Source organism: Streptomyces sp. NPDC052301 (genome assembly GCF_044593395.1).
Classification (GTDB): domain Bacteria; phylum Actinomycetota; class Actinomycetes; order Streptomycetales; family Streptomycetaceae; genus Streptomyces.
This window is the reverse complement of the sequence record NZ_JBIUBE010000003.1, coordinates 434,219-458,481: the sequence shown is the minus strand read 5'-3', so window position 1 is coordinate 458,481 and position 24,263 is coordinate 434,219. Positions and strand designations below refer to the sequence as shown.

The following is a 24,263-nucleotide window of genomic DNA, read 5'->3' as shown; positions in this document are numbered from 1 at the left end:
CGGCGGGGACGATCTTCGGCCAGGGGTGTGCCGCGGCGCGGGCGCCGGGAAGTCAGAACGACCCGTACTCGGGGCGGCCCGCGAGGTCGTACGTCTGGAGGGAGACGCCCGTGCCGGTGACGCGCCCGCCGGTGTGCCGGAAGCGGGTGGGGGCCGTGCCGTCCGTGAACACGCGGCGGCCGGTGCCGAGGACGACCGGGAAGGTCAGCAGGTGCAGGGTGTCGAGGAGCCCGAGGTCCACCAGCGAGCGGACCAGCGCGCCGCTGCCGTGGATCTGCAGCTCGCCGTCGGTCTTCTCCTTCAGCGCGGTGACCTCCTCGGCGAGGTCGCCGCGGACCACGGTGGTGCCGGGCCAGCCGGGCTCGGTCAGGGTGGAGGAGACGACGTACTTCGGCAGGCCGTTGAGCCGGGAGGCGATCGGGTCGGCGGGGTCGGTCATCCGCGGCCAGTAGGAGGCGAAGATCTCGTAGGTGCGGCGGCCGAGCAGGAAGGCGCCCGCGCGGTCGAAGCCCTCGGTGACGAACCGGCCGAAGTCGTCGTCACCGAACGGGAAGCTCCAGCCGCCGTGGGTGAAGCCGCCGGAGGTGTCCTCCTGGGGGCCGCCGGGCGCCTGGTGGACGCCGTCGAGGGTGACGAAGAGGGTGGAGACGAGCTTGCCCATGACGGGTGCCTTCTTCCGGGTGCGAGGTCTGCTGTCGTCAGGCAAGACCCCGCGGCCGCCCGGAACTCATCGGTCAGCCGGTGTGGGTGGAGAACAGTCCGCCGGTCGGGCCCTGCTTGTCGCCGCCCTGGGCCTTCCTCAGGGCGTTGGCGAGGCTCTCGATGGTGAGGGACTGCAGGATCACCCGGCCGTTGCCCTCCAGGGTGGCCAGGGACAGTCCCTCGCCACCGAAGACCGCGTTCATGATCCCCTGGCGGTTGAGGCCGCCGACGCGCTGGACGCCGTACCGGATGCCCTCCTCGAAGGCGACCACGCAGCCGGTGTCCACCTCGATCCGGCCGCCGAAGTCCGCCGGGTTCAGGTCGATGAAGTTGCCGGCGCCCGCGATGATCACCGTGCCGTACCCGGTGAACTTCTCCAGGACGAAACCCTCGCCGCCGCTCATGCCGGTGCGCCCGCCGGCGAAGGCGATGCCGAACTCCACGGTGGACTCGGCGGCCACGAAGGCGTCCTTCTCGGCGAACCACGCGCGCGTGCCGTCCAGCTCCAGGGCGCGCATCTCGCCCGGGAGCACGCCCGCGAAGCCGACCGTGCCCGGGCCGCCCTGGGAGGTGAAGTACTGGAACGCCAGCGACTCGCCCGCGAGCATGCGCTGGCCGACCTGCATGGCGGTGCCCATGGCCTGGCGCAGCATGCCTCCCATGCCGCCACCGCCGCTCGGCCGGTCTCCGTTGCCCTGGCCCGACGGGCCGGACAGACGCGTCTCCATGGTCACGTTCGTCGTCTTGAACAGGAACTTCCCGGCCTCGCAGTACACGGTCTGGCCGGGGTGCAGGTTGACGACCGCCATCTGCATGGCGTTGCCGACGATCTCTTGCTGAAGGGTCACGAGGGGAAGAACGCGGGAGGGGGAGCGAAGAGTTCCGGGCCCCTGCATCTCCGTGTCCGTTCGCCGCCGGCACGGCCGCGCCGGGCCCGGTGGGATGGAGCCATGACAACGACTCACAAGAACCTGACCGGCAGGAAGGCCCTGGTCACCGGGGGCAGCCGGGGCATCGGCGCGGCGACGGCACTGCGCCTCGCCCGGGAGGGCGCCGACGTGGCGGTGACGTATGTGCAGGGGAAGGACGCGGCCGAGGAGGTCGTACGGGCGGTGCGGGGTCTGGGACGCCGGGCCGTGGCCGTGCGCGCGGACCTGGCGGACCCGGCGGACGCGGCGGGCGCGGTGGACCGTGCGGCCGGGGAGCTGGGCGGGCTCGACGTGCTGGTGAACAACGCGGGGGTCGGACTGCTGGGCCCGCTGGAGACGTTCCCCCTGGAGGACGTCGACCGGGTCCTCGCCGTGAACGTGCGCGGTGTCTTCCTGGCCTCGCAGGCGGCGGCCGCGCGGATGGCGGACGGCGGGCGGATCGTCACGATCGGCACGTGCATGACCCAGCGGGTCCCGGGGCCGGGCGGGACGCTGTACGCGACCGGCAAGACGGCGCTGGTGGGGATGACGAAGACGCTGGCGCGGGAGCTGGGCGGGCGCGGCATCACCGCGAACGTGGTCCATCCGGGGCCGACGGACACCGACATGAATCCGGCCGACGGTCCCTACGCCCCCGCGCAGGCGGCCATGACGGCCTTGGGGCGGTTCGGCACGGCGGACGAGGTGGCCTCGATGGTGGCGTATCTGGCGGGACCGGAGGCCGCGTACGTCACCGGTGCCCAGTTCGCGGTGGACGGAGGGCACGCGGCCTGAGACGACACGCGGGGCGCACCGGTGCTGTCCAGTCCGGTGCGCCCCGCGCGCGTGTGAGGGGGAGGTCAGCCGCCCAGCTCCTGGTGGCGGGCGGCGAGCCGGGCCGCGCCCTCCTCGGTCAGGGAGCCGAACAGGCGCAGGCGGGAGATGCCGCCGTCGGGGTAGATGTCGACACGCGCGTGCGTGCCGACGGCCGGCTGCTCCAGCACGAAGCGGTGGTTGGTGTCGGGCTGCATGCGGGTGCGGGGCAGGACCTCGACCCACTCGCCGTCCTCTCCGTCCTTGACGGAGACCGAGGCCCAGCCCGCGCTGTTGCCCTTGAGGTAGGCCGTGTCGATCTCGACCGCGCGGATCTGCGACTGGGCGACCAGCTGGTAGCGGATCCAGTCGTTGCCCTGGTCCCGGCGGCGGCGGGTCTCCCAGCCGTCGTCCATCTTGCGGGAGCGGCCCGGCTGGATGGTGTTGGTGGCCGGGGAGTAGAAGAGGTTGGAGGCGTCCTCGACCCGTCCGCCGTTCTCCAGCGCGACCACGTCGAAGGTGCCGAGCACCTCCAGCCACACCGGGTCCGGGGCGACCTCGCCGTACACCCGCAGCCGGGCGATGCCGCCGTCGGGGTGCTGGTTGACGCGCAGGTGCGTGAAGCGCTGCTCGGCGGTGACCTCGAAGCCGTTCGCCGCGTGGCCGCCGACCGCGGTGCGCGGGACGAGGGTGGTCCACTTCACGTCGGCGGAGAGCAGCTCCTCGGGGGAGGGCGAACCGGGTACGGACGCGCCCTCGACCGAGACCGCCTGCGGGTAGTTGCCGCGGAAGTGGGCGGTGTCGACGACGATCCCGCGGATCACCCCGGGCGCGCCGAGCCGGACCAGCGCCCAGTCGTGGTCCTCGGCGGTCGGCCAGGGGTGCTCGGCGGAGACACCGCGCCGGCGCCGGGTCTCCCAGCCGTCCATGATCTTGCCCTTGTGCCCGAAGTGCTCGGGGTCGAACTCGGCCGGCTCGGGCACCAGCAGGTTCTCCCGCTGGGCGAAGAACTCGTCGTTGGCGGCGATGACACCGGCGCCGAGCTGCCGGTCGGCGAGGTTGGCGTACTGGGTGAAGGGGAAGTCGGCGGTGCGGTAGTCCGCGTACGGGTCACCGCCTCCGTAGGGGTTCGCGTCGCCGGTGAAGGAGGGTGTCGCCGTCACGGTGATCAGGGGGTCCTTTCTGGGAGTCGGCCGGGTACGGATGCGGTGGCGGGTCACCGGGGGCGGGCGAGGAGCGTGCCCTTCGGCTCGGTGAACTCGCCGGCGTCGACGATGCGCTCGCCGCGCAGCCAGGTGGACTTCACGACGCCGTACAGGGTCTTGCCGGCGTAGGCGGTGACCCGGTTGCGGTGCTGCAGGTGCGCCGGGTCGACGGTGAAGGTCTCGTCGGGGGCCAGGACGGCGAAGTCGGCGTCGCGGCCCGGGGCGATGGCGCCCTTGGTGGCGCCGAGGCCGGCCAGGCCGGCGGTCTGCGTGGACATCCAGCGGACCACGTCCTCCAGGCCGTGGCCACGCCTGCGGGCCTCGGTCCACACGGCGGACAGGCTGAGCTGGAGGCCGGAGATGCCGCCCCAGGCGGTGGCGAAGTCGTCGGTCTTCAGGTCGGCGGTGGAGGGCGAGTGGTCGGTGACGACACAGTCGATGGTGCCGTCGGCCAGCGCCTGCCACAACAGGTCCCGGTTGGCGGCCTCGCGGATCGGCGGGCAGCACTTGAACTCGCTCGCGCCGTCCGGGACTTCCTCGGCCGTGAGGGTGAGGTAGTGCGGGCAGGTCTCCACGGTCACCCGGACGCCGTCCGCGCGGGCGGCGGCGATCAGCGGGAGCGCGTCGCTGGACGACAGGTGCAGGATGTGCACGCGCGCGTTCAGCCGCCTGGCCTGGGCGACGGCACCCGCGATGGCGGTGTCCTCGGCGTCGCGCGGCCGGGAGGCGAGGAAGTCGGCGTACCTGGGGCCGCCGTGCTGCGGGGCGGCGGCCAGGTGGTGCGGGTCCTCGGCGTGCACGATCAGCAGGCCGTCGAAGCCGGCGATCTCCGCCAGGGACTGGGCGAGCTGGTCCTGGTCGAGGTGCGGGAACTCGTCCACGCCGGACGGGGACAGGAACGCCTTGAAGCCGAAGACGCCGGCGTCGTGCAGCGGGCGCAGGTCCTTGACGTTGTCGGGCAGCGCGCCGCCCCAGAAGCCGACGTCGATGTGCGCCTTGTCCCGGGCCACGTCCTGCTTCACCCGCAGGTGCTCGACGGTCGTGGTCGGCGGGAGGGAGTTGAGCGGCATGTCGATCAGCGTGGTGATGCCGCCGGCCGCCGCCGCGCGGGTGGCGGTCCAGAAGCCCTCCCACTCGGTGCGCCCCGGATCGTTGACGTGCACGTGGGTGTCGACCAGGCCGGGCAGCAGGACGTGGTCGCCGACGTCCTCCAGCCGGGCCGCGGCCGGCACCTCGGCGTCGTACGGGAGAACGGCCGTGATCTTCCCGGCGGCCACGGTGACCGTGGCGGCCCGCGTCCCTTCCGGAGTGATGACGCGCGTCGAGCGCAGGACCAGTTCAGCGTCGGACACCCGAACCCCTCTCTGTACCGCCGTTTTACGCCCAGGAAACGGGATTTACACCACGTAACGGATTTCAACGTTCTGTTGAAGGAGTCTTCACTCCCCCTCGCCCGCCGTCAAGAGGCACACTTCTGGGCAGCGGGCCGTCCGCATCCACTCTGGACGTTTCCACAAAGCGGAATTAGAATTCCGGCAAGCAGAACGTAGCTACGTACAAGCAGGGAGTCAACCGACTGCCGGGTAGGCTTCTCACCTCCTGCCTGTCCCGAAAGGAACGCGCCGTGCCGACGTCCAGCGCCAGCACCACCGACTCCGCCAAGCCCTCCGCCGGCGGCGGGGTCCAGTCCCTGGAGCGCGCCTTCGACCTGCTCGAGCGGATGGCGGACGCGGGCGGCGAGGTCGGGCTGAGCGAGCTGTCCGCGACCAGCGGGCTGCCGCTGCCGACGATCCACCGGCTGATGCGCACGCTGGTCGCCTGCGGCTACGTCCGCCAGCAGCCCAACCGGCGGTACGCGCTCGGCCCCCGGCTGATCCGGCTCGGCGAGTCTGCCTCCCGGCTGCTCGGCACCTGGGCGCGGCCCTACCTCGCGCGGCTGGTCGAGGAGACCGGCGAGACCGCGAACATGGCGCTGCTGGACGGCGACGAGATCGTGTACGTGGCGCAGGTGCCCTCCAAGCACTCGATGCGGATGTTCACCGAGGTGGGCCGGCGGGTGCTGCCGCACTCCACGGGTGTGGGCAAGGCGCTGCTGGCGAGCGTGCCCGACGACGAGGTGCGGGCCCTGCTCGCCCGCACGGGGATGCCGGCCGCGACGGAGAAGACCATCACCACGCCCGACGGCTTCCTTCAGGCGCTGGCGGAGGTGCGGCGCGCGGGGTACGCCGTGGACGACAACGAGCAGGAGATCGGGGTGCGCTGCCTCGCGGTGTCCGTCCCCGACTCCCCCACCGCGGCGGCGGTCTCCATCTCCGGGCCGGCCGGACGGGTGACCGAGGCCGCGACCGAGAGGATCGTGCCGGTGCTGCAGGGGATCGCGGCCGAGCTGTCGGCGGCCCTGGTGAGCCAGAACCCCGGGTGACCGGGCCGCCCGGCGGCCCGGGCACTGCACCGACCGGCACGGCGGCGAGGCCGTCGTCCTCGAGTCCGACGGCCGGGAGCTGATCCGTACGACCGTCCGGGGCGTCCGCTTCGAGGGCGTCACCATGGACGACCTCCGCGCGGTCGACGGGGAACCGCCCGGGGGATGTTCTCGTTCTCCGCCGGGGCACTGTGCTCCTGCCTCCCGGAGTGGGAGGTGCCGTTCTCCGTCGAGCGGGACGGACAGGGCGTGCGCGAGGGGACGCTGCACTGCGCGCTCCGGCTGGAGGATCCGGCGGGCGGGCGACGCGGCCTGGGCGGGGAGACGCTCTCCCCGGAACTGCGGATCGACGGACAGGCGTACCGCACCGCGACCGCCCCGGCCGACTTCGAGGACGCCCTGTGCGACCTGCAGCGCCACCTGCCGGCCGGGACGCGGATGAGGGCGTGCCTGGCGTGCGCCTGGTCGCACTACCACCCGGTCGGGCACGGCACGATGGCCGATCCGGCCTGCTTCCGCGACGCCAAGGACGTCCACCGGCGCGTCGACGGCAGGTACGGACCGCACAACATCTTCGACGCCTGGGAGGCACGCACGGGCTTCGTGCAGGAGACCTGGCCGTGCGAGCAGTTCGAGCACCGGGCCCCCGGCCAGGGGTACCGGGGCACGTTTCCGTGACCGGGTGACCCCGCCGCGGCGGGCTCGCCGCGGGGCTTCACCGGGGCGGCTCCCCGAACAGGTCCACCGCCTCCCGTACGTCGCTCAGGCCCCGGGCGAGCGCGCTGACCGAGCCGATCGCCCCGGCTATCAGTAACAGGGAGCGGCGCAGGCGGGGTGTCTCGGGGCGGCCGCCGGTGGCCATCGCCGCCAGCGCCGCCAGCTCGTCCTCGGCTATGGCCCGGTCGGGAAACTCGGAGGGGAGTGCGGCGAGTTCGCGGCGCAGCCGGGACACAGCGGTCCGCAGTTCCGCCACTCTCGGGTCCTCCACTCTCGGGTCCTCGTCGCTGCCGGTCACCGGTCTCTGCCCCAAGCTCCGCAACACAGCCCTCCCCCTGACACGCCGTCGTGCGCGGGACAGTAAACGCCACCCCGTCCGGGAGCGCCACAGCGCGGACCGAAATTCAGCCCAAGGGAACGGGCCGCCGCCTGCCGCGTCAGGTATGCAGGACGCATGACGGACAACCATCACGAGGAGGTCGCCGGACTGCTGCTCGCCGCGGGCGGGGGCAGGCGGCTGGGCGGGCGCCCCAAGGCGCTGCTGGAGCACCGGGGGCAGCTCCTGGTCGAGCACGCGGTCGGCGTGCTGCGCGCGGCCGGCTGCGGCCGGATCCATGTCGTCCTCGGGGCGCGGGCGGACGAGGTCCGCCGCCGCGCCGGTCTCGACGGCTGCGTGCTCGTGGACAACCCCGACTGGGCCGAGGGCATGGGCTCCTCGCTGCGGGCCGGGCTGGGCTCGCTGGCCGGTACGGGGGCGCGCGCGGCCCTGGTGAGCCTCGTCGACCAGCCGGGGATCGGGCCGGCGGCGGTGGCGCGGGTACTCGGCGCGTACGAGGACGAGAAATCACTGGTCTCGGCCGCCTACGACGGGGTGCGCGGGCATCCGGTGCTCTTCGGCGCGGCCCACTGGCCGGGGATCGTGGCGACGGCCACCGGGGACCGCGGGGCCCGCACCTACCTGAAGGAGCACGCGGCGCGCATCCGGCTCGTGGAGTGCGCGGACGTGGCCGAGCCGTACGACATCGACACCGAGGCCGACCTGCGCCACCTTGAGTGAACGGGGTGGCACTGGGCGCCACCTTCCCTCGACTCAGAGAATCTCGACATCAACAAACCATTGAAGTTCCACGATGAGGAAACTACTATCCACTGTTCAGAAGCGCCTGACCGCACAGCGGGCGCTGTTCGCCCTATATGTGCCGCTAGGCACCCGGTGCCACCGCTGAAGGAAGTGACAGCTCATGTCCGCACCAGCGCCGTCCCCGCTGGCCATCGTCGACGCCGAGCCCCTGCCCCGGCAGGAAGAGGTCCTCACGGACGCGGCGCTCGCCTTCGTGGCGGAGCTGCACCGGCGGTTCACCCCGCGCCGTGACGAACTCCTCGCCCGCCGGGCCGAGCGCCGCGCCGAGATCGCCCGCACCTCCACGCTCGACTTCCTGCCGGAGACCGCCGCGATCCGCGCGGACGACACCTGGCGGGTCGCCCCGGCCCCGGCCGCGCTGAACGACCGGCGCGTCGAGATCACCGGCCCCACCGACCGCAAGATGACCATCAACGCGCTCAACTCGGGCGCGAAGATCTGGCTCGCCGACTTCGAGGACGCCTCCGCGCCCACCTGGGAGAACGTGGTCCTCGGCCAGGTCAACCTGGTCGACGCCTACACCCGGAACATCGACTTCACCGACCCGAAGACCGGCAAGTCCTACGCCCTGCGCCCGAACGAGGAGCTGGCGACCGTCGTCATGCGCCCGCGCGGCTGGCACCTGGACGAGCGTCACCTCGTCGACGCCGACGGCCGCGCCGTCCCGGGGGCCCTCGTCGACTTCGGCCTGTACTTCTTCCACAACGCCCAGCGGCTGCTGGACCTCGGCAAGGGCCCGTACTTCTACCTGCCCAAGACCGAGTCGCACCTCGAGGCCCGCCTGTGGAACGACGTGTTCGTCTTCGCCCAGGACCACGTCGGCATCCCTCAGGGCACGGTCCGCGCGACCGTCCTGATCGAGACCATCACCGCCGCGTACGAGATGGAGGAGATCCTCTACGAACTGCGGGACCACGCCGCCGGGCTGAACGCGGGCCGCTGGGACTACCTGTTCTCCATCGTCAAGAACTTCCGTGACGGCGGGGCGAAGTTCGTCCTCCCGGACCGCAACGCGGTCACGATGACGGCCCCGTTCATGCGGGCGTACACCGAACTCCTCGTCCGCACCTGCCACAAGCGCGGCGCGCACGCGATCGGCGGCATGGCGGCCTTCATCCCGTCCCGCCGGGACGCCGAGGTCAACAAGGTGGCCTTCGAGAAGGTCCGCGCCGACAAGGACCGCGAGGCGAACGACGGCTTCGACGGCTCCTGGGTCGCCCACCCCGACCTGGTGCCGATCGCCATGGAGTCCTTCGACAAGGTCCTCGGCGACAAGCCGAACCAGAAGGACCGGCTGCGCGAGGACGTCCGGGTCGAGGCGGCCGACCTGATCGCGATCGACTCGCTGGACGCGAAGCCGACGTACAACGGTCTCGTCAACGCCGTCCAGGTCGGCATCCGGTACATCGAGGCCTGGCTGCGCGGGCTCGGCGCGGTCGCCATCTTCAACCTGATGGAGGACGCGGCCACCGCGGAGATCTCCCGCTCCCAGATCTGGCAGTGGATCAACGCGGGCGTCGAGTTCGAGAACGGCGACCGGGCCACGCCCGAGCTGGCCCGCAAGGTCGCCGCCGAGGAACTGGACGCCATCCGCAAGGAGATCGGCGAGGAGGCCTTCGCGGCCGGCCACTGGCAGGAGGCGCACGACCTGCTGCTGACGGTCTCCCTGGACGAGGACTACGCCGACTTCCTCACCCTGCCGGCGTACGAGCAGCTGCGCGGCTGAGCGCCGCGACGCGGGCGGCTCCGGGAAGCGTCCCGGGGCCGCCCGCGCGCGTTCAGCCCAGGTGCGCCGACCAGTCCCGTTCCGCCGCCGGCTTGCCGTGCAGGTCGGGCACCTGCTTGAGCCAGTCCGGGCGGCCCGCCTGCGTCCGCCGCGCGCGGGCGGCCTCCTCGGCGGCCAGCTCCTCCCGGCTCGGGAAGTCGGTGGGCAGCCAGTCCGCCGAGAGCCGGACGCGCTGCAGGAGGTAGTCGACGTAGGCGGCCCGGACGTCGTCCGGGGTCGCGAATCCCGCGTCCTCGGCCAGCCAGGCGTCCGGGACCTCGGCGACGATCCGCCGCAGCAGTTCCCCGGTCACGCGCGGGGCCAGTTCGGCGTCGGCGGCGCGCATGTCGGGGCCGTAGTGGCCGAGGGCGTGGTGCCGGAAGTCGTACCGCTTGCCCGGGGTCGTGGTGTCCCAGCGGTGGTGGAAGACGAGGGCGGCGCCGTGGTCGATGAGCCACAGCCGCGCGGGCGCGGTGCCGAGCGTGGGCCAGACCATCAGGTTGGAGCTGTGCACCGTGCGGTCCACGTTGACCGTCAGCGCGTCCAGCCAGACGATCCGGCCCGCCTCCAGAGGGTCCACCGGGAAGGTCTTCGCGATCTTCGGGGTGAAGTCCAGCGCGCCCGGCAGATGGTCCATGCCGAGGTTCACGCCCGCGCTCGTGCTGTGCAGCTCCCGCACCTCCTGGTGCGGCTCGGCCGCGGCGATGGCGGGGTCGAAGTGGACGAGGACCAGCTCGGGGAAGCGCAGGCCGAGCGCGCGGGCCAGTTCGCCGACGATCACCTCGGCGACCAGCGCCTTGTGCCCCTGCGCCGACCCCGTGAACTTCACGACGTAGGTGCCGAGGTCGTCGGCCTCCACGACTGCGGGCACGGAGCCGCCGGACCGCAGCGGGGTCACGTATCGAACAGCAGTCACATCGCGCAGCACACCGGCCAGCCTAGAGCAGGTCGCCGCGGTGACATCCCTCACACCAAGGGCGCCGACTAAGGGTGCCGGTTAGTAGAGGCCACGCCGGAGATATAAAGGACTTGTCCGGCTTGCCGTAGATGTGACCGGCCCTCCGGGAGACGGCACGCCCGCCTCCCGTCGCCCTGCCGTATCCGTCACCCCTCGTGCGCTCCTGACGGGGCGACAGCACCGAGCAAACGTCGCGACCGCGAAGTCGGCATGCCTCCGCTCACCTGACAAGGGCCTGGTGGGTCTACGAAGCCAGGTAGTAGAAAGGCCCTTTGCGCTCGCTGTGAGGCCGTCCTGACAATGACCGCTCGGCGATCACCGAGTGAGGTTTCACGCATGGGCAAGCATCGAAGGACGCAGCAGTACCGGCGGATAGTCATCGCCGCCGTCACCATCGGAGCCGTGGGCGTACCCTCCGTCGCCCTGGCCTGTTCCGACTGGCCGTACGGCACGGCGGACCGGTCCGACACCGCCGTGACGAGCGCGTCTCCGCAGGGGCGGCAGCACATCCACCGCCATCACCACCGTCACCACCGCAACGTCCACCACACCGTCGTACCGCGGACCACCGCCTCGCCCGAGGCCGCCGCACCGGCGCACCCGAGCCCGAGCACGAGCCCGAGCGCCAAGAGGACGGCCACGGCCCCCAAGCCGAGGACCACCACGGCACCGAGCACGCCCCGTGCGCCGCGGGCCACCGCCCCCGTCGCCCCGGCCTCCGCCGCGCCGAGCACCCCGAAGGCCACGGCCACGGCGTCCGGGGTCACCGCCCGCATCGTCCAGCTCGTCAACGCCGAGCGCGCCAAGGTGGGTTGCCCGGCGCTGACCGTGAACGCGAAGCTGACCGAGGCCGCACAGGCCCACAGCGCGGACATGGCGGCCCACCAGAACATGTCGCACACCGGATCCGACGGCTCGTCCCCGGGCGACCGCATCACCGGCGCCGGCTACGCCTGGAGCAGCTACGGCGAGAACGTCGCCTACGGGTACGCCACCCCGGACGCGGTCATGGCGGGCTGGATGTCCAGCCCGGGCCACCGGGCCAACATCCTCAACTGCTCGTTCAAGGAGATCGGCGTCGGTCTCGCCCAGCCGAACAGCTACTGGACCCAGGACTTCGGCACGGGCCGCTAGGGGCGGTTCAGGCCCCTGCCAGCGGGTTCGGCAGGGGCAGGTAGCGGGCGTCCGCGCCGTCCGCGCCGGTCCAGCGCAGCAGCAGGTTGGTCTTGCCGGGCAACGTCGGCGCGGTGAGCAGGGCGGGGATCTCGGGCAGGTCGTGCCGGGCCAGTTCCCGGCGGGCGGCGGGCCAGGGGTCGAGGCCCGGGTGGTGGTCGGCGAGGGCGGCGGCGATCTCGGTGAGGTGGTTGACGACCAGGCAGTACACCAGCCGCTCCCAGCCGGCGGCCCGGGAGACGTCCGGCAGCAGCTTGGCGCCCTCGGCGTCCCGGAACAGCGCCTGCACGGGCAGCCCGGCCGCGTCCACGGCCGCCAGGGTGTTCTGCAGATGGGCCTCGAGGACCACCCCGTGGTCGTCGAACGCCGTGAGGACGGGCGCCACGACCTGCCGCAGATAGGCCTCCCACCAGGCGTGCGGGTCGGTCGTGGCGGCCGCCGGGCTGCCCTCGAAACCCTCCGCGAGCCCGGCCGCGAGCAGCGGGGTGGCGCCCGGCAGCAGATGGCCGCGCAGCCCGTCCCGGACCAGCACGGCCAGTTCCTCGAAGGCGAACGCGGCGGTGCGCCAGCCGCGGTCGCTCAGCCAGGCCGCCGACGGGCCCATCGCCGCGAAGGCGTGCCGGGCGGCGGTGTCGGTGCGGCGCAGCCTGCGCAGGTCGTGGCGCCACAGCCGGCGGATGTCGTTGGTGATGCGGACGTCCAGGCTGAACTTCAGGAACACGTCGCGCCGGGACTCGTACACCGTGCGGACGGCCGCCGTGGGCCAGGTGTCGAACGGAGTCTCGCCGAGGCGGAGCAGGCGACCGTCGGCGAAGGCCTCGGTCAGCTCCCGGCCCACCAGGTCCAGCTGCCACGGGTGGGCCGGCAGCAACCGGTAGCCGGGCGGGGCCGTGCCGAGGGCGTCCAGGGCGCGCGTGTCGCCCTCCTCGGCCACCAGGTCCTGGCGGACGCCGAGCAGCACCAGCGGGAACCGCGCGTGGGCCTCGGGGGCGTACGGCAGCCAGGCCGCGGCCGGGCCGCCGCCGCGCGCCTTGGGCGCCGGGTGACAGGGGTGGCCGGTGATCAGGGACTGCTCGGAGCGCAGATAGGGGTCGGCGGGCGGCGTCGCCCGGGCGCGGGCGGCGAGCAGCGCGGCGACCGCCTCCCGGCTGTCGAGCATCTCGGCGGGCAGGTCGCCACCGGGCAGCCCGGTGTGCCGGCGCAGCTCCTCGGCGACCAGTTTGACCAGCTCGGTGTGGCCGACGGGGCGCCAGGACCCGGCCGCGCGCAGCTCGGGGGCGGCGGGACGGCGTCCGGGACGCACCCGCAGCAGCCGCCCGCTGGGCAGCCGGTGGACCCGGCGGTCCCCGGGGCCCGGGAGCGGCTCGGCCACCTCGCGCAGCAGGCAGTTGAGCAGGGGCGCGGCCGCGTAGGCGTCGGCGCGGCGGCCGACGGCGTCGGTGGGGGGTGTGAGGTCCACGCGATCCGTTCGTTTCGTCGGGGGTCGTCGCGCCCAGTATGTCTGTCGTCCCCGACAATCGTCCTGCGTGCAGCGTGCAACCGAGGAGCCGACCGTGCACCGTCCCCCCACCGCCGAGGCCCGGGTCGCCGAGGAGCTGGCCGCCGTCCGGCCCGCCGTGCTGCCCCGGTACACGCAGGAACTGCCGGGCGCCCGCGCCGCCGTGCTGACCCGGCTGTGGCGGGCGCTGTGCCATGAGCCGCTGCCGTGGATCACCGGCAGGGAGCGTGGCGCGCACGGTCTCGCGCTGCGGCTCGCCGACGGCCGGACGCTGCACGGGCCGCACGCGGACCCGTACGCCACCAGCGCCTACGTCACCGGCGTACGCCTCGGCCGGGAGCCGTACGCCGATCCGGCGCGCCTGATGACGGCGCTCGGGGTGCCGCACGCGTCCGCGTTCGCCGCCGAACTGGCGGACAGCGTCGCCTCGCTGGCGCTGTCCCGGGCCGGCGCGGATCACCCGAAGGAGTGGCCGGTGGGGGTCCCCCCGGCCGAAGGGCGGGCGAGGGACTGGGAGTGGGAGCAGCGGGTGGTCGACGGGCATCCGTTCCACCCTGGCTGCCGCTCCCGGCCCGGCTTCTCGGTGGCGGACCAGCTGGCGTACGGCCCGGAGCACCGGCCGGTGGTGGAGCTGGGGACGGTGCCGGTGCCGTCCGGCGAGTGCCTGGTGAGCGGGGACTGGCCGGAGGAACTGCGGGACGGCGACCGGTGGTTGGTGCCGGTGCACCCGTGGCAGGCGGCCCATGTGCTGAAGCGGCCGCAGCGCCCCTGGCGCCCGGCCCGTCCGCTGCTGTCCCTGCGCACCCTGGCGCTGCCGGGCGGTCCGCATGTGAAGACCGCGCTGAGCGCCCGGCTGACGTCCTCGGTGCGGGACATCTCGCCGTACTCGGTGCGGACCGCCGCCCCGCTGTCCGACCTCGCCGTCGAACTGGCGGCGCGCACGGGCGGCCTGCTGCACGTCACCCGCACGCTGGGCGCGGTCACGGCCCACTCCCCCGATCTGGCCGCGCTGCTGCGGGAGTCGCCCGAGGTGTACGCGGCTCCGGGCGAGCACGTCCTGCCGGTGGCGGCCCTCGGCACCACGTCGTTGCCCGACTCCCCCGAGTGGCTGGCCGCGTTCGCCCGGCTGGCGCTCACGGTGGGGCTGCGGCTGCTCGACCTCGGGGTGGCCCTGGAGGCCCACGGCCAGAACCTGCTGGTGATCCTCTCGCCCGACGGCGCCCCCCGGCGTCTGGTCTACCGCGACCTGGCCGACGTCCGCGTCAGCCCCGCCCGGCTGGCCCGCCACGGCATCACCCCGCCCGCCCTCACCGGCCGTCTGGTCACCGACGACGCGACCGCCCTGCGCCGCAAGCTGTTCGGCTCCCTGGTGGCGGGCGCGCTGGCCGGTACGGCGGGCTCCGGTGCGGCCCTCGCCGCCGCCCTGGCCACCGCCGTACCGCACCTGCCGGACACCCCGGACCTGACCGCACTGCGCGAAGCCCCGCTGCCCGCCAAGGCGTTGACCCTGATGCGCCTGTCCCCCGACCGGCCCGGTGACCTGTGGGCCGCCCTGCCGAACCCGCTCGTTTTGGAGCCCGGCCGGTCTGATCAATAGGATCCGGCGATGATCACAAGACAACGGCTGGCGGCGGGCGTCTGTGCTCTGCTCGCCGCCCTGACGGCCGGGATCGCGTTCCCCGGCGGGGCCGTCGCCGACGAGACGCAGGAGGCCGCCCCGAAGGTCGAACTCGTGCTGGACGTCAGCGGTTCGATGCGGGCGCGGGACATCGACGGCGACTCCCGGATGGCGGCGGCGAAGCAGGCGTTCAACGACGTGCTGGACGCCACGCCGCAGGAGGTGCGGCTCGGCATCCGCACCCTGGGCGCCAACTACCGCGGCAACGACCGCAAGGAGGGCTGCAAGGACACCGCGCAGCTCTACCCGGTCGGCCCGCTGAACCGGACCGACGCGAAGACCGCGGTGGCCACGCTGCAGCCGACCGGCTGGACGCCGATCGGGCCCGCGCTGCTGAAGGCCGCGGACGACCTGAACGGCGGCTCCGGAACGCGCCGTATCGTGCTGATCAGCGACGGCGAGGACACCTGCCGGCCGCTCGACCCGTGCGAGGTGGCCCGGGAGATAGCGGCCAAGGGCATCGGCCTGACCATCGACACCCTCGGCCTGGTGCCGGACGCCAAGACCCGCGACCAGCTCAGCTGCATCGCGGACGCGACCGGCGGCACCTACACCGACGTCCGGCACAAGGAAGAACTGAGCGACCGCGTCGGTCAGTTGGTGGACCGGGCGGCCGATCCGGTGGTGACACCGGTGGCCACCGAGGGCGCCGCCGCCTGCGAGAAGGCGCCGACGCTGAAGTCCGGGCTGTTCACGGACCGCGAGGAGTTCGGGCAGCAGCGCTGGTACAAGGTCGACGTCGCCCCCGGCAAGGAGCTGCGCGCCTCGGTGAGCGTCGCCGACGACCGCGCAGTGAACCCGGACTACGGGGTGCTGCTGCGGGCGGTGACCGTGCACGGACGGGAGATCGTGCGCGGTGAGGCCGCCGGCACGGGCCGTACGGACGTGATCTCGACCGGGCTGCGCTATCCGAAGCCGGAGAGCGACGACGACGACGCACCCGCGGAGACCGTCTGTCTGCAGGTCACCAACTCCTTCTCGGCCGCGTCCGGGGTGAAGACCACGCCGGGCCTGCCGCTGGAGCTGACCGTCGACGTCGTGGACGGTCCGTCGGGCCACCACGACGTGGCCTCCTTCGGCCTCGGCCGCGGCTGGTGGCTGCTGGGTGCGCTGGTGCTGACCGGCTTCGTGGCGGGTCTGCTGTGGGGCTGGCTGTCGCGCTGGCGGGTCGCGGTCTGGAGGACGAACTGATGCGTATCACACGTGTGCTGGGCGCCGCGCTGCTGGCGCTCGGGCTCGCGGCCGGACCGGCCGCCGCCGACTCCTCCCCGTCGCCGAGCGCCTCCGCCGACGGCTCGGCGCCCACCCGGGCGGGCACCTCCTTCCGTACGGCGACGGAGGTCCGGCAGGGGCAGCAGGCCACCGCGTCCGGCTCCACCGGCGACTACCTGTACTGGTCGTTCCCGGCGGACACCGGGCAGCGCCCCACCGTCGGGGCGACGGTGAAGCTGCCCGCCACGCACGGGACGCAGACCTGGCAGATCGACGTCTACGACGGCCTGCGGCGCCGGCAGGCCTGCCAGTACGGCGCGGCGACCCGCACGGCCGAGCAGGGTGCGTCCACCGTCGAGCTGGCGTGCGTGCTGCGGACCGTGCGCGGCTGGTCGGAGCCGTGGGGCAACGACCCGCTGCCGGGCACGTACTACGTCCGGCTGACGGTCGTGGACCTCGGCTCCGCCGACCTCGGCAAGCCGGTCGGCGTCGACGTCCGCGTGGACTCCAAGGACATCGGCGGCGCGGCCGCGGTGGACGGCTCGCTGGGCAAGCCGCTGGTGCCCGGGATCGCCGTCAAGTCCGAGGCGGACGGGAGCGGTTCGAAGACGGCGGTGCTGTCCAGCTTCGGCTCGGACGACGGCTGGTCGTCCGGGTGGTGGTCCGACCGGTGGGTGTGGACCGCGATCGGCGGCGTGCTGGCCGCGCTGGCCGGCATCGGAGGATACGCGCTGACGCGCGGCTCGGGACGGCCGTCCCGGGTGCCGCCCAACGTCTGACCACCTCTGCCCGAAGGCCCGCCTCCCCGGCGGGCCTTCCCTTTTCGCCCGCCCGGCCCACCTGACCGCAGAAGACCTGTGTCTCACTGCTCCCGCAGGGATGCGGCGAGGGTGCCCTCGCCGGTCACGGTGATCCGGCCGGTGCGGACCGCGTCGGCCAGGAGCAGTTCGCCGCGGGCGAGGGCCTCGCAGGTCGCGGCGTCCAGGGCGAGCCGCGCATCGGCGTCGCCGGGGGCCGGTCCGTCACCGTACACCGGTCCGCCCCCGGCGCCGACGTGCAGGTGGAAGTCGCCTTCCTCCAGGTGGACCTCGACGACGCCCTCGCCCTCCAGCGCCCGCAGCAGCGGCAGCGCGAACCAGTGCGCGCGGACGGCGTCGGTGGGCCGCCGTGCCCCGAGCTCGCCCTCGCCCCACTTCCCCAGCGCCTGCAGCACCGGCAGCAACGCCCGCCCGCGGTCGGTGAGTTCGTACACGTACGCCGCGGCCGGCGGGGGCAGCCGCCGCCTCGTCGTGAGCCCGTCGCGCTCCATGTCCTTCAGCCGCGAGGCGAGTACGTCCGTGCTCACGCCGGGCAGGTCCGCGTGCAGGTCCGTGTAGCGGCGGGGGCCGGCCAGCAGCTCCCGGACGATCAGCAGGGTCCAGCGGTCGCCCACGACGTCGAGGGCGCGGGCTGCTGAGCAGTACTGGTCGTAGCTTCGGCGAGGTGACATGCGACGCAGTCTAGACACGTTGTTGGACTTTCCAAGCTCCTACTTGGTAAAACCAAGCAACACGAGTTTCCGGAGGGGCGCATGGAGTTCCGGCAGTCGAACAAGCTCAGCGAGGTCTGTTACGAGATCCGCGGTCCGGTGATCGAACACGCCAACGCCCTGGAGGAGGCGGGCCACAGTGTGCTGCGCCTGAACACCGGCAACCCCGCGGCCTTCGGGTTCGAGGCGCCGGAGGAGATCCTCCAGGACATGATCCGGATGCTGCCGCAGGCCCACGGCTACACGGACTCGCGCGGCATCCTCTCCGCCCGCCGGGCGGTGGCCCAGCGCTACCAGAACCTGGGCCTGGAGGTGGACGTCGACGACGTGTTCCTGGGCAACGGCGTCTCCGAACTGGTCTCCATGGCGGTCCAGGCGCTGGTCGAGGACGGCGACGAGATCCTCGTCCCCGCCCCGGACTTCCCCCTCTGGACGGCCGTGACGACCCTGGCCGGCGGCAAGGCCGTGCACTACCTGTGCGACGAACAGGCCGACTGGAACCCGGACCTGGCCGACATGGCGTCGAAGATCACGGACCGGACCAAGGCCGTCGTCATCATCAACCCGAACAACCCGACGGGCGCGGTGTACCCGAAGGAGGTCGTCGAGGGCATCCTCGACCTGGCCCGCCGGCACGGCCTGATGGTGTTCGCGGACGAGATCTACGACCAGATCCTGTACGACGACGCGGTGCACCACTCGGCCGCCGCGCTCGCGCCCGATCTGGTCGTCCTCACCTTCTGCGGCCTGTCGAAGACGTACCGGGTGGCGGGTTTCCGCTCCGGCTGGCTGGTGGTGACCGGGCCCAAGCAGCACGCGAGGAACTACCTGGAGGGCCTGACCATGCTGGCCTCCATGCGCCTGTGCGCCAACGCCCCTGCCCAGTACGCCATCCAGGCCGCGCTCGGCGGCCGCCAGTCGATCCGCGAACTGACGGTGCCCGGCGGCCGGTTGCACGAGCAGCGGAACGTGGCCTGGGAGAAGCTCAACGAGATCCCGGGGGTGTCCTGTGTGAAGCCGAAGGGCGCGCTGTACGCGTTCCCTCGCATCGACCCGAAGGTGCACGCCATCCACGACGACGAGAGGTTCGTCCTGGACCTGCTGCTGCGCGAGAAGATCCAGGTGGTCCAGGGCACGGGCTTCAACTGGCCCTCCCCCGACCACTTCCGCATCCTCACCCTGCCCCACGCGGACGACCTGGAGGCGGCGATCGGCAGGATCGGGCGGTTCCTGAGCGGGTACCGGCAGTAGCCCGTTCCCCGCATTCGCGCACCTGTGCGAAGATCGCCCCGCACGAACCGGGGGGATCTTCGCGTCTGACCAGCGCGGCGCCACCGTTCCCCCGGCTCCGGATCCGGCAGAGCCGCACCAGACCAGGGGGAGCACCGTTGTTCTCGTCCAGCAGACCGTCCTCGTCCCGCCTGCGCCGGACGGCCGTCGCCGTGGTGTGCGGCGCGGCCCTCGGGGGCGGGGTCGCGCCCGTCCAGGCCGCGCCCACCGCGTCGCCGGCGCCTCCCGCCGGGCAGGAGGCGCGGCAGGCCGCCCGCTTCTGGACCGCGCAGCGGATGGCGGACGCGGTACCGCTGGACGGGGACCGGGCACAGCCGGCCGGGGCCGGGGCGTCGGCCGCGGCGGCGGGCCGGCCACAGGGCACGCTGTTCAAGGGGACGCCGCTGGTCGGCACGTTCTTCGGTTCCGACGGGCCGGGCGGCACCACCTGGCACTGCACCGGCAGCGTGCTGAACACCCCGGCACGCGACATCGTCCTCACCGCGGCCCACTGCGCGCGGAGCATGAAGGGCGACTACGTCTTCGTCCCGAAGTTCGTGAAGGGCGCCGGGCCCGACCGGCAGCCGTACGGCATCTTCCACGTCCAGCGGATCTTCGTCGACCCCCGGTACGTGCCCGACAAGGGGTCCACGACCACGAAGAAGGCCGTGTCCGACCTGGACACCGCGTTCGCCCGGGTCTCCGCCGACCAGCGCGGGCGGACGCTGCAGGACGCGGTGGGCGGCGGGCTGACCTTCACCCGGCCGTCCGGCTACACCCACAAGAACGTGACCGTGGTCGGGTATCCGTCGTACCGGCACAACAGCGCGGGGCGCGCCGTCCGGTGCACGGTGCCGACGAAGCAACTCCCCGGCTACCGGCAGCTGTCGATGACCTGCGGCGGCTACTACGGCGGGGTGTCCGGCAGCCCGTGGATCACCGACTACAAGGACGGTGCGCACACCGGTCACGTCATCGGCGACCTGGGCGGCTACAACGGCGGCGGCAACGACGCGGACGTCGACTACATCAGCTACGGCACCGCGTTCGGCGCCGACGCCGCGAACCTGCTCGCCGACGCCGTCGCCGACCAGGCCCCGCCCGCGGACCTGCCCCCGTACCGGGGGCTGAAGGGCACCCTGCCGGGTGGTGCGGCACGATGGCGGAAGGCCGGCCTGATGACCGCCGGCGACTACACGGGCGACCACCACGACGACCTGCTCGTGGTCTGGTCCGACGGCGGGGTCACCCTGTATCCGGGCAACGGCAGGAGCGACTTCGGGGCCGAGCGGCGGCTGCGGAAGGCCGACTCCGCCTGGACGCACGTCCGCGCCCTCACCGGCGGCGACTTCACCGGCGACGGCCGGCCGGACCTCCTGGTGGGCCGGTCCGACGGCACGGTCACCCTGTACCCGGCGGTAGGCGCCTCCGGCCTCGGCCGGGAGGTGCGCATGGCGGGCGCCGGATCCGTGTGGAAGAACGCCGTCCAGCTCACGGCCGGGCAGTTCGACGGCCAGGGCGCCGCCGACCTGCTCGTGCGGTGGTCCGACGGCCGGCTCGCCCTGTACACCGGGGTCGGGCCCGGCACCTTCGGCCCGGAGCAGCCGCTCGCGGCCAAGGGCACCTGGACCGACGCCGCCCTGCTGGCCGGCGGGGCCTTCGCCGGTTCGGCCGGCACGGACCTGCTCGTGCGCTGGAGGGACGGCTCGCTCGACACGTACGCGGGCACCTCGACCGCCGGCCTCGGCACCCGGTCCCGGGTCCGCGGCCCGAACGGCACGTGGCAGCACGCCCAGGTCATGACGGCCGGCGACTTCACCTCCGACCACACCAAAAACGACCTGGTCGTCCGCTGGTCCGACGGCGAGACCACGCTGTACGCGGACACCCGCGCACGGTCCCTCGGCACCGAGTTCACGCTGGTCCACCCCGGCACCTGAGCGACGGCCGTCCGGCGCAGTCCGTCCTGCGGCGGCGGCCCGGCTGTGACACGGTGCTGGCAGGCGAGCGGGAAGGGCGCTGACGTGGGTGACCTCTTTCTCGTCCGGCACGGTGAGACCGAGTGGTCGCGGTCCGGACGGCACACCGGCTCGACCGACGTACCCCTCACCGAGCACGGGCGGGAGGAGGCGCGCCGGCTGGTGCCGCTGATCCGCTCCCACCGGATCGGGGCCGCGTTCGTCAGCCCCCTGCAGCGGGCCCGGGAGACGGCCGAGCTGATCGGGATCCACGACGCCCGGGTCGACGCCGACCTGCGCGAGTGGGACTACGGCGGCTACGAGGGCGTGACCACGGCCGAGATCCAGCGCGGCCGGCCCGGCTGGTTCCTGTTCACGGACGGGGTCGCGCCCGGCCCGCCCGAGCATCCCGGCGAGACCCCGGAGCAGGTCGGCGAGCGCGCCGACCGGATGCTGGCCAAGGCCGACGCCGCCCTGGCCAACACCGAGGGGATCGTCGTGCTCGTCGCGCACGGCCACTTCCTGCGCGTGCTGACCGCCCGCCGCCTGGGGCTCCCGCCCCGGCACGGCGCCCTGTTCCAGCTGGCCACGGGCACGCTGTGCCGGCTCGGCACGGAGCACAACCGCCCGGTGGTGGCGGGCTGGAACATCCGCCCGCCCGCCTGAGCGCGGCTCACCGGCCGCCCCCCGTTGTCGGACCCCGGTCGTACGCTTCGAAGAAGCCGCCCGCGCAGGAAAGTCCCGGGCGCCGCCGACGCACCGGAGGGAGCACGCCGTGGTACGACCGCCGACCGCCGCCCAGCGGCGTGTGATCGACGCCGCCGACCCGGTGACCGGGCGGCTGCGCGGCACCGAGGCGCAGCTCGCGGCACTGGTGAGGCGCGGGCTCGCCTTCCGCCACCCGAGACCGCCGCACGACCACTTCCTCACGCCCGCGGGGCACCGGATCCGCGAGGCCCCGCCCGAGCGGGCCCCCGCCGTGGAACCGCGGCCGGACGGGGCGGACCGGGACGACGGGGTGTTCACGGCCCGGGTCGGCGGCGCCGAGGAGCCGGCCCTGCCGGGGCCGGAGCGGCTGCGGGAGGTGCACAGCGCCTGGCAGGGGCTGCTGGAGCTGCGCCGGATGACCAATCCCGACGGCGCCGTGGACCGGCCGTGCGGCTGGGAGCGGACGCACCTGGTGCGGGCCGCCGCGCTCGCTCTGGAGGCGGCGGGGCACCGCCCGGCGGGCGGGGACGCGGACGGCTACCGGGTACGGGCGACCCCGCAGCCGGAGGCGGTCGCCGTGTACGCGCCGGACACCGGGGCGCTGACGGCCTGCGCGGCCACGCTGGAGCGCGCGGGCTGGCAGCCGGGCGAGTGCACCGAGCCGCGGACGGGGGTGCGCTATCTGCTGGCCTCCCCGCGCCGGGTGTGAGCGGCATGCCAGGATCGATGGTCCGTCAGAGGCGAACGTGAGAAGGGCGAGCAGTGACCGAACCGTTTTCCGTGCGGGTGACCGTCCGCGGCTACGAGACCGATGTGCAGGGCCACCTCAACCAGGCGGTGTACCTCAACTACGCGGAGCACGCCCGCTGGTCGCTGCTGCGCGCGGCCGGGGTGAGCCAGGCCGAGCTGATAGGCAAGGGGGTGGGCCCGGTGACCCTGGAGACGACGATCCGCTACCGGCGTGAGCTGCTCGCCGGCGACGAGGTCGACGTGACGTGCGCGTTCGAGTGGGGGGACGGCAAGACCTTCCGGGTCCTGCAGGAGATCCGCAGGCCGGACGGCACCGTGGCGGCCGAGATCACCGCGGTCGGCGGACTGCTGGACCTGACGGAGCGCAGACTGGTCGCCGACCCGGGCAAGGCCTTCGCCGAACTGGCCGCCGAACCGGGCCTCTTCGGCCTCTAGCTGGTCCAGGTGCTGACGATCGCCACGATGTAGGGGTTCCGGTTCGTGGGCGCGCTGTGGCTGCAAACGGGTGCTCGGCCACGACGCGTCGGCGACCGGTAGGGCGTTCCTCCCGGCACCGGTGCTGATCACCGCCGGCACGGCCCTGCTGGTCCGCGCCCCCGCCGACGGCTCCTACGCCGTCGACGTACCGGCCCCCGTGCTGCTGGTGTCCGCCGCGTTCGCCGCGGCGATGCCCGCGCTCACCGGGCTCGCGATGTCCGGGGCCCGCGCGGAGGACGCGCGACTGGCGTCCGGGCTGTTCGACACCACCCAGGTGGTGGGCGGTTCGCCGGGCCTGGCCGCCCTGACGACGCTGGAGGCGAGCCGCACCGGCGCCCTGCTCGACCGGGGCACGGAACTGGTCCCGGCCACGGCGGAGGGCTACCGGGTGGCGTTCCGGGTGGCGACCGGGATCGCGCTTGCGGCGCCGGCCCCGGCTGCGGTGATGGTGCGGCCTCGCCGTGACCTCACCCCGCGCTGAACGCCTCCTTGTGGTCCTGCGCCCACTCCCGGTACGTCCGCGCCGGCCTGCCCAGCAGCTCGGGTACGTCCGTGGTGACCACCGCGTTGCCCCCGTCCCGGACGAACGCGGTGCTGAGCAGGACGGCCTCCGCCTGCGCGTCGTCGAAACCCCAGGCGGTGCGCAGGAAGTCGCGGGTCTCGTCCGGTGAGAGGTTCCGGTCGAGGACCGGGCGGCCCAGCACCGAGGCGAGGACGGCCACCTGGTCCGGGAGACTGATCGCCTCGGGCCCGGTCAGGGTGTACGTCCGCCCCGCGCACCGCTCCTCGAGCAGGGCCCGCACCGCCACCGCGGCCACGTCGCGCGGGTCGATCACGCCCGACGTCCCGTCGCCGGTCATGTTGGGCACCGGCTCACCCGCCCGGACCGCCCCGGCCCAGCTCAGCGTGTTCGAGGCGAACGTCGAGGGCCGCAGGACCACCCACTCGGCCCCGCTCTCCCGCACGGCCCGCTCGCCGTCCACGTGCCATCGGCCGAAGGGGCCGAGCGCGGGCTCGCCCGTCCCGACGGCGGACAGCTTCACCAGCCGGCGCGCTCCCGCCGCGCGGGCCGCCGCGACCAGGGCGGCGTCCTGTCCCTCGTCCGGACCGGGGGGACGGAGCAGGAACGCGGCCGTCACACCGGTCGTCACCTCCCGCAGGGAGTCCGGGTCGCGAAGGTCACCGCGTACCGCCTCCACGCCCGCGGGCACATGGGCCCTCGCCGGGTCGCGGGTCAGGGCGCGCACCTTCTCGCCCCGCTCCGCGAGCTGTCGTACGACCTCACTGCCGATGGTGCCCGTGGCACCCGTCACCAGAATCATGGCTCCACGGTGCGTCCGCCGGAGCCTGCGATTCTTGTAGATTCCGGCACGGTTCGACG

Annotated in this window: 22 protein-coding genes and 2 pseudogenes; 15 read left to right on the top strand and 9 right to left on the bottom strand. The window is 73.5% G+C overall.

Annotation, left to right across the window (positions count from 1 at the left end):
* Nucleotides 1–52: 52 nt before the first annotated feature.
* Both ACIHEJ_RS09310 and ACIHEJ_RS09305 read right to left on the bottom strand, forming a co-directional pair.
* Nucleotides 53–661, bottom strand: coding sequence for a dihydrofolate reductase family protein (locus tag ACIHEJ_RS09310; protein ID WP_400133502.1), 609 nt, complete (start codon nucleotides 659–661; stop codon nucleotides 53–55).
* Between the two features lie 73 nt (nucleotides 662–734).
* Complete coding sequence (locus ACIHEJ_RS09305) at nucleotides 735–1,550, bottom strand: AIM24 family protein (RefSeq protein ID WP_400133500.1); 816 nt, start codon at nucleotides 1,548–1,550, stop codon at nucleotides 735–737.
* Nucleotides 1,551–1,652: 102 nt separating this feature from the next.
* On the opposite strand from ACIHEJ_RS09305, the gene ACIHEJ_RS09300 reads away from it, so the two are divergent.
* Entirely contained in the window at nucleotides 1,653–2,405 is a 753-nt protein-coding gene (locus ACIHEJ_RS09300; RefSeq protein ID WP_400133498.1) for an SDR family oxidoreductase, read from the top strand.
* A 65-nt stretch (nucleotides 2,406–2,470) separates the two neighbouring features.
* Here ACIHEJ_RS09300 and alc read toward each other — a convergent pair whose 3' ends face one another.
* Both alc and allB read right to left on the bottom strand, forming a co-directional pair.
* A complete protein-coding gene (gene alc / locus ACIHEJ_RS09295) occupies nucleotides 2,471–3,586 on the bottom strand; it encodes an allantoicase (RefSeq protein WP_400133496.1) in 1,116 nt (371 codons plus the stop codon).
* A 53-nt stretch (nucleotides 3,587–3,639) separates the two neighbouring features.
* Entirely contained in the window at nucleotides 3,640–4,980 is a 1,341-nt protein-coding gene (gene allB / locus ACIHEJ_RS09290; RefSeq protein WP_400133494.1) for an allantoinase AllB, read from the bottom strand.
* 272 nt (nucleotides 4,981–5,252) lie between these two features.
* Between allB and ACIHEJ_RS09285 the strand changes: the two genes are divergently transcribed.
* Entirely contained in the window at nucleotides 5,253–6,050 is a 798-nt protein-coding gene (locus ACIHEJ_RS09285) for an IclR family transcriptional regulator (RefSeq protein WP_400133492.1), read from the top strand.
* A 73-nt stretch (nucleotides 6,051–6,123) separates the two neighbouring features.
* A pseudogene (locus ACIHEJ_RS09280) lies at nucleotides 6,124–6,728 on the top strand (DUF6304 family protein); the annotation flags it as partial.
* 37 nt (nucleotides 6,729–6,765) lie between these two features.
* On the opposite strand, the gene ACIHEJ_RS09275 reads toward ACIHEJ_RS09280, so the two are convergent.
* Complete coding sequence (locus ACIHEJ_RS09275) at nucleotides 6,766–7,092, bottom strand: DUF5955 family protein (protein ID WP_400133491.1); 327 nt, start codon at nucleotides 7,090–7,092, stop codon at nucleotides 6,766–6,768.
* Between the two features lie 129 nt (nucleotides 7,093–7,221).
* On the opposite strand from ACIHEJ_RS09275, the gene ACIHEJ_RS09270 reads away from it, so the two are divergent.
* Both ACIHEJ_RS09270 and aceB read left to right on the top strand, forming a co-directional pair.
* On the top strand, nucleotides 7,222–7,824 hold the full coding sequence (locus ACIHEJ_RS09270; RefSeq protein ID WP_400133490.1) for an NTP transferase domain-containing protein: 603 nt from the start codon (nucleotides 7,222–7,224) through the stop codon (nucleotides 7,822–7,824).
* A 184-nt stretch (nucleotides 7,825–8,008) separates the two neighbouring features.
* The gene (aceB, locus tag ACIHEJ_RS09265; RefSeq protein ID WP_400133488.1) at nucleotides 8,009–9,634 is read left to right on the top strand and encodes a malate synthase A; all 1,626 of its coding nucleotides are present in this window, start codon (nucleotides 8,009–8,011) and stop codon (nucleotides 9,632–9,634) included.
* Between the two features lie 52 nt (nucleotides 9,635–9,686).
* Here the strand turns inward: aceB and ACIHEJ_RS09260 are convergent, their stop codons facing one another.
* The gene (locus tag ACIHEJ_RS09260; RefSeq protein ID WP_400133487.1) at nucleotides 9,687–10,601 is read right to left on the bottom strand and encodes a HipA family kinase; all 915 of its coding nucleotides are present in this window, start codon (nucleotides 10,599–10,601) and stop codon (nucleotides 9,687–9,689) included.
* 366 nt (nucleotides 10,602–10,967) lie between these two features.
* On the opposite strand from ACIHEJ_RS09260, the gene ACIHEJ_RS09255 reads away from it, so the two are divergent.
* Nucleotides 10,968–11,765 carry a CAP domain-containing protein gene (locus tag ACIHEJ_RS09255; protein ID WP_400133485.1) on the top strand — a complete coding sequence of 266 codons (798 nt, stop codon included), beginning with the start codon at nucleotides 10,968–10,970 and terminating at the stop codon, nucleotides 11,763–11,765.
* 7 nt (nucleotides 11,766–11,772) lie between these two features.
* Here ACIHEJ_RS09255 and ACIHEJ_RS09250 read toward each other — a convergent pair whose 3' ends face one another.
* Nucleotides 11,773–13,263, bottom strand: coding sequence for an IucA/IucC family protein (locus ACIHEJ_RS09250; protein WP_400133483.1), 1,491 nt, complete (start codon nucleotides 13,261–13,263; stop codon nucleotides 11,773–11,775).
* 94 nt (nucleotides 13,264–13,357) lie between these two features.
* Here ACIHEJ_RS09250 and ACIHEJ_RS09245 point away from each other — a divergent pair, with 94 nt between their 5' ends.
* Genes ACIHEJ_RS09245 through ACIHEJ_RS09235 form a run of 3 tightly spaced genes read left to right on the top strand, consistent with a single transcriptional unit; the run spans nucleotide 13,358 to nucleotide 16,971 of the window.
* Nucleotides 13,358–14,899: an IucA/IucC family protein gene (locus ACIHEJ_RS09245; RefSeq protein WP_400133481.1), complete on the top strand. Its 1,542-nt coding sequence runs from the start codon at nucleotides 13,358–13,360 to the stop codon at nucleotides 14,897–14,899.
* 9 nt (nucleotides 14,900–14,908) lie between these two features.
* On the top strand, nucleotides 14,909–16,171 hold the full coding sequence (locus ACIHEJ_RS09240) for a VWA domain-containing protein (protein WP_400133479.1): 1,263 nt from the start codon (nucleotides 14,909–14,911) through the stop codon (nucleotides 16,169–16,171).
* Complete coding sequence (locus tag ACIHEJ_RS09235) at nucleotides 16,171–16,971, top strand: hypothetical protein (protein ID WP_400133478.1); 801 nt, start codon at nucleotides 16,171–16,173, stop codon at nucleotides 16,969–16,971. Before ACIHEJ_RS09240 ends, ACIHEJ_RS09235 begins: the two co-directional genes overlap by 1 nt.
* Nucleotides 16,972–17,054: 83 nt before the next feature.
* Here the strand turns inward: ACIHEJ_RS09235 and ACIHEJ_RS09230 are convergent, their stop codons facing one another.
* Nucleotides 17,055–17,681: a winged helix-turn-helix transcriptional regulator gene (locus ACIHEJ_RS09230; RefSeq protein WP_400133477.1), complete on the bottom strand. Its 627-nt coding sequence runs from the start codon at nucleotides 17,679–17,681 to the stop codon at nucleotides 17,055–17,057.
* 81 nt (nucleotides 17,682–17,762) lie between these two features.
* Here ACIHEJ_RS09230 and ACIHEJ_RS09225 point away from each other — a divergent pair, with 81 nt between their 5' ends.
* The 6 genes and pseudogenes from ACIHEJ_RS09225 to ACIHEJ_RS09200 all read left to right on the top strand — a co-directional run.
* The gene (locus ACIHEJ_RS09225; RefSeq protein ID WP_400133475.1) at nucleotides 17,763–18,971 is read left to right on the top strand and encodes a pyridoxal phosphate-dependent aminotransferase; all 1,209 of its coding nucleotides are present in this window, start codon (nucleotides 17,763–17,765) and stop codon (nucleotides 18,969–18,971) included.
* 137 nt (nucleotides 18,972–19,108) lie between these two features.
* Nucleotides 19,109–20,929 (top strand): FG-GAP-like repeat-containing protein, encoded by a 1,821-nt coding sequence (locus ACIHEJ_RS09220; RefSeq protein WP_400133474.1) that lies wholly within the window; start codon nucleotides 19,109–19,111, stop codon nucleotides 20,927–20,929.
* An 84-nt stretch (nucleotides 20,930–21,013) separates the two neighbouring features.
* On the top strand, nucleotides 21,014–21,613 hold the full coding sequence (locus tag ACIHEJ_RS09215; protein ID WP_400133472.1) for a histidine phosphatase family protein: 600 nt from the start codon (nucleotides 21,014–21,016) through the stop codon (nucleotides 21,611–21,613).
* Between the two features lie 109 nt (nucleotides 21,614–21,722).
* Nucleotides 21,723–22,364, top strand: coding sequence for a hypothetical protein (locus ACIHEJ_RS09210; protein ID WP_400133470.1), 642 nt, complete (start codon nucleotides 21,723–21,725; stop codon nucleotides 22,362–22,364).
* A 53-nt stretch (nucleotides 22,365–22,417) separates the two neighbouring features.
* Entirely contained in the window at nucleotides 22,418–22,840 is a 423-nt protein-coding gene (locus tag ACIHEJ_RS09205) for an acyl-CoA thioesterase (protein ID WP_400133468.1), read from the top strand.
* A gap of 3 nt (nucleotides 22,841–22,843) precedes the next feature.
* Nucleotides 22,844–23,363, top strand: a pseudogene (locus ACIHEJ_RS09200) (MFS transporter); the annotation flags it as partial.
* On the opposite strand, the gene ACIHEJ_RS09195 reads toward ACIHEJ_RS09200, so the two are convergent.
* The gene (locus tag ACIHEJ_RS09195; protein ID WP_400133466.1) at nucleotides 23,350–24,204 is read right to left on the bottom strand and encodes an NAD(P)H-binding protein; all 855 of its coding nucleotides are present in this window, start codon (nucleotides 24,202–24,204) and stop codon (nucleotides 23,350–23,352) included. The pseudogene ACIHEJ_RS09200 and the gene ACIHEJ_RS09195 overlap by 14 nt on opposite strands.
* Between the last annotated feature and the right edge of the window lie 59 nt (nucleotides 24,205–24,263).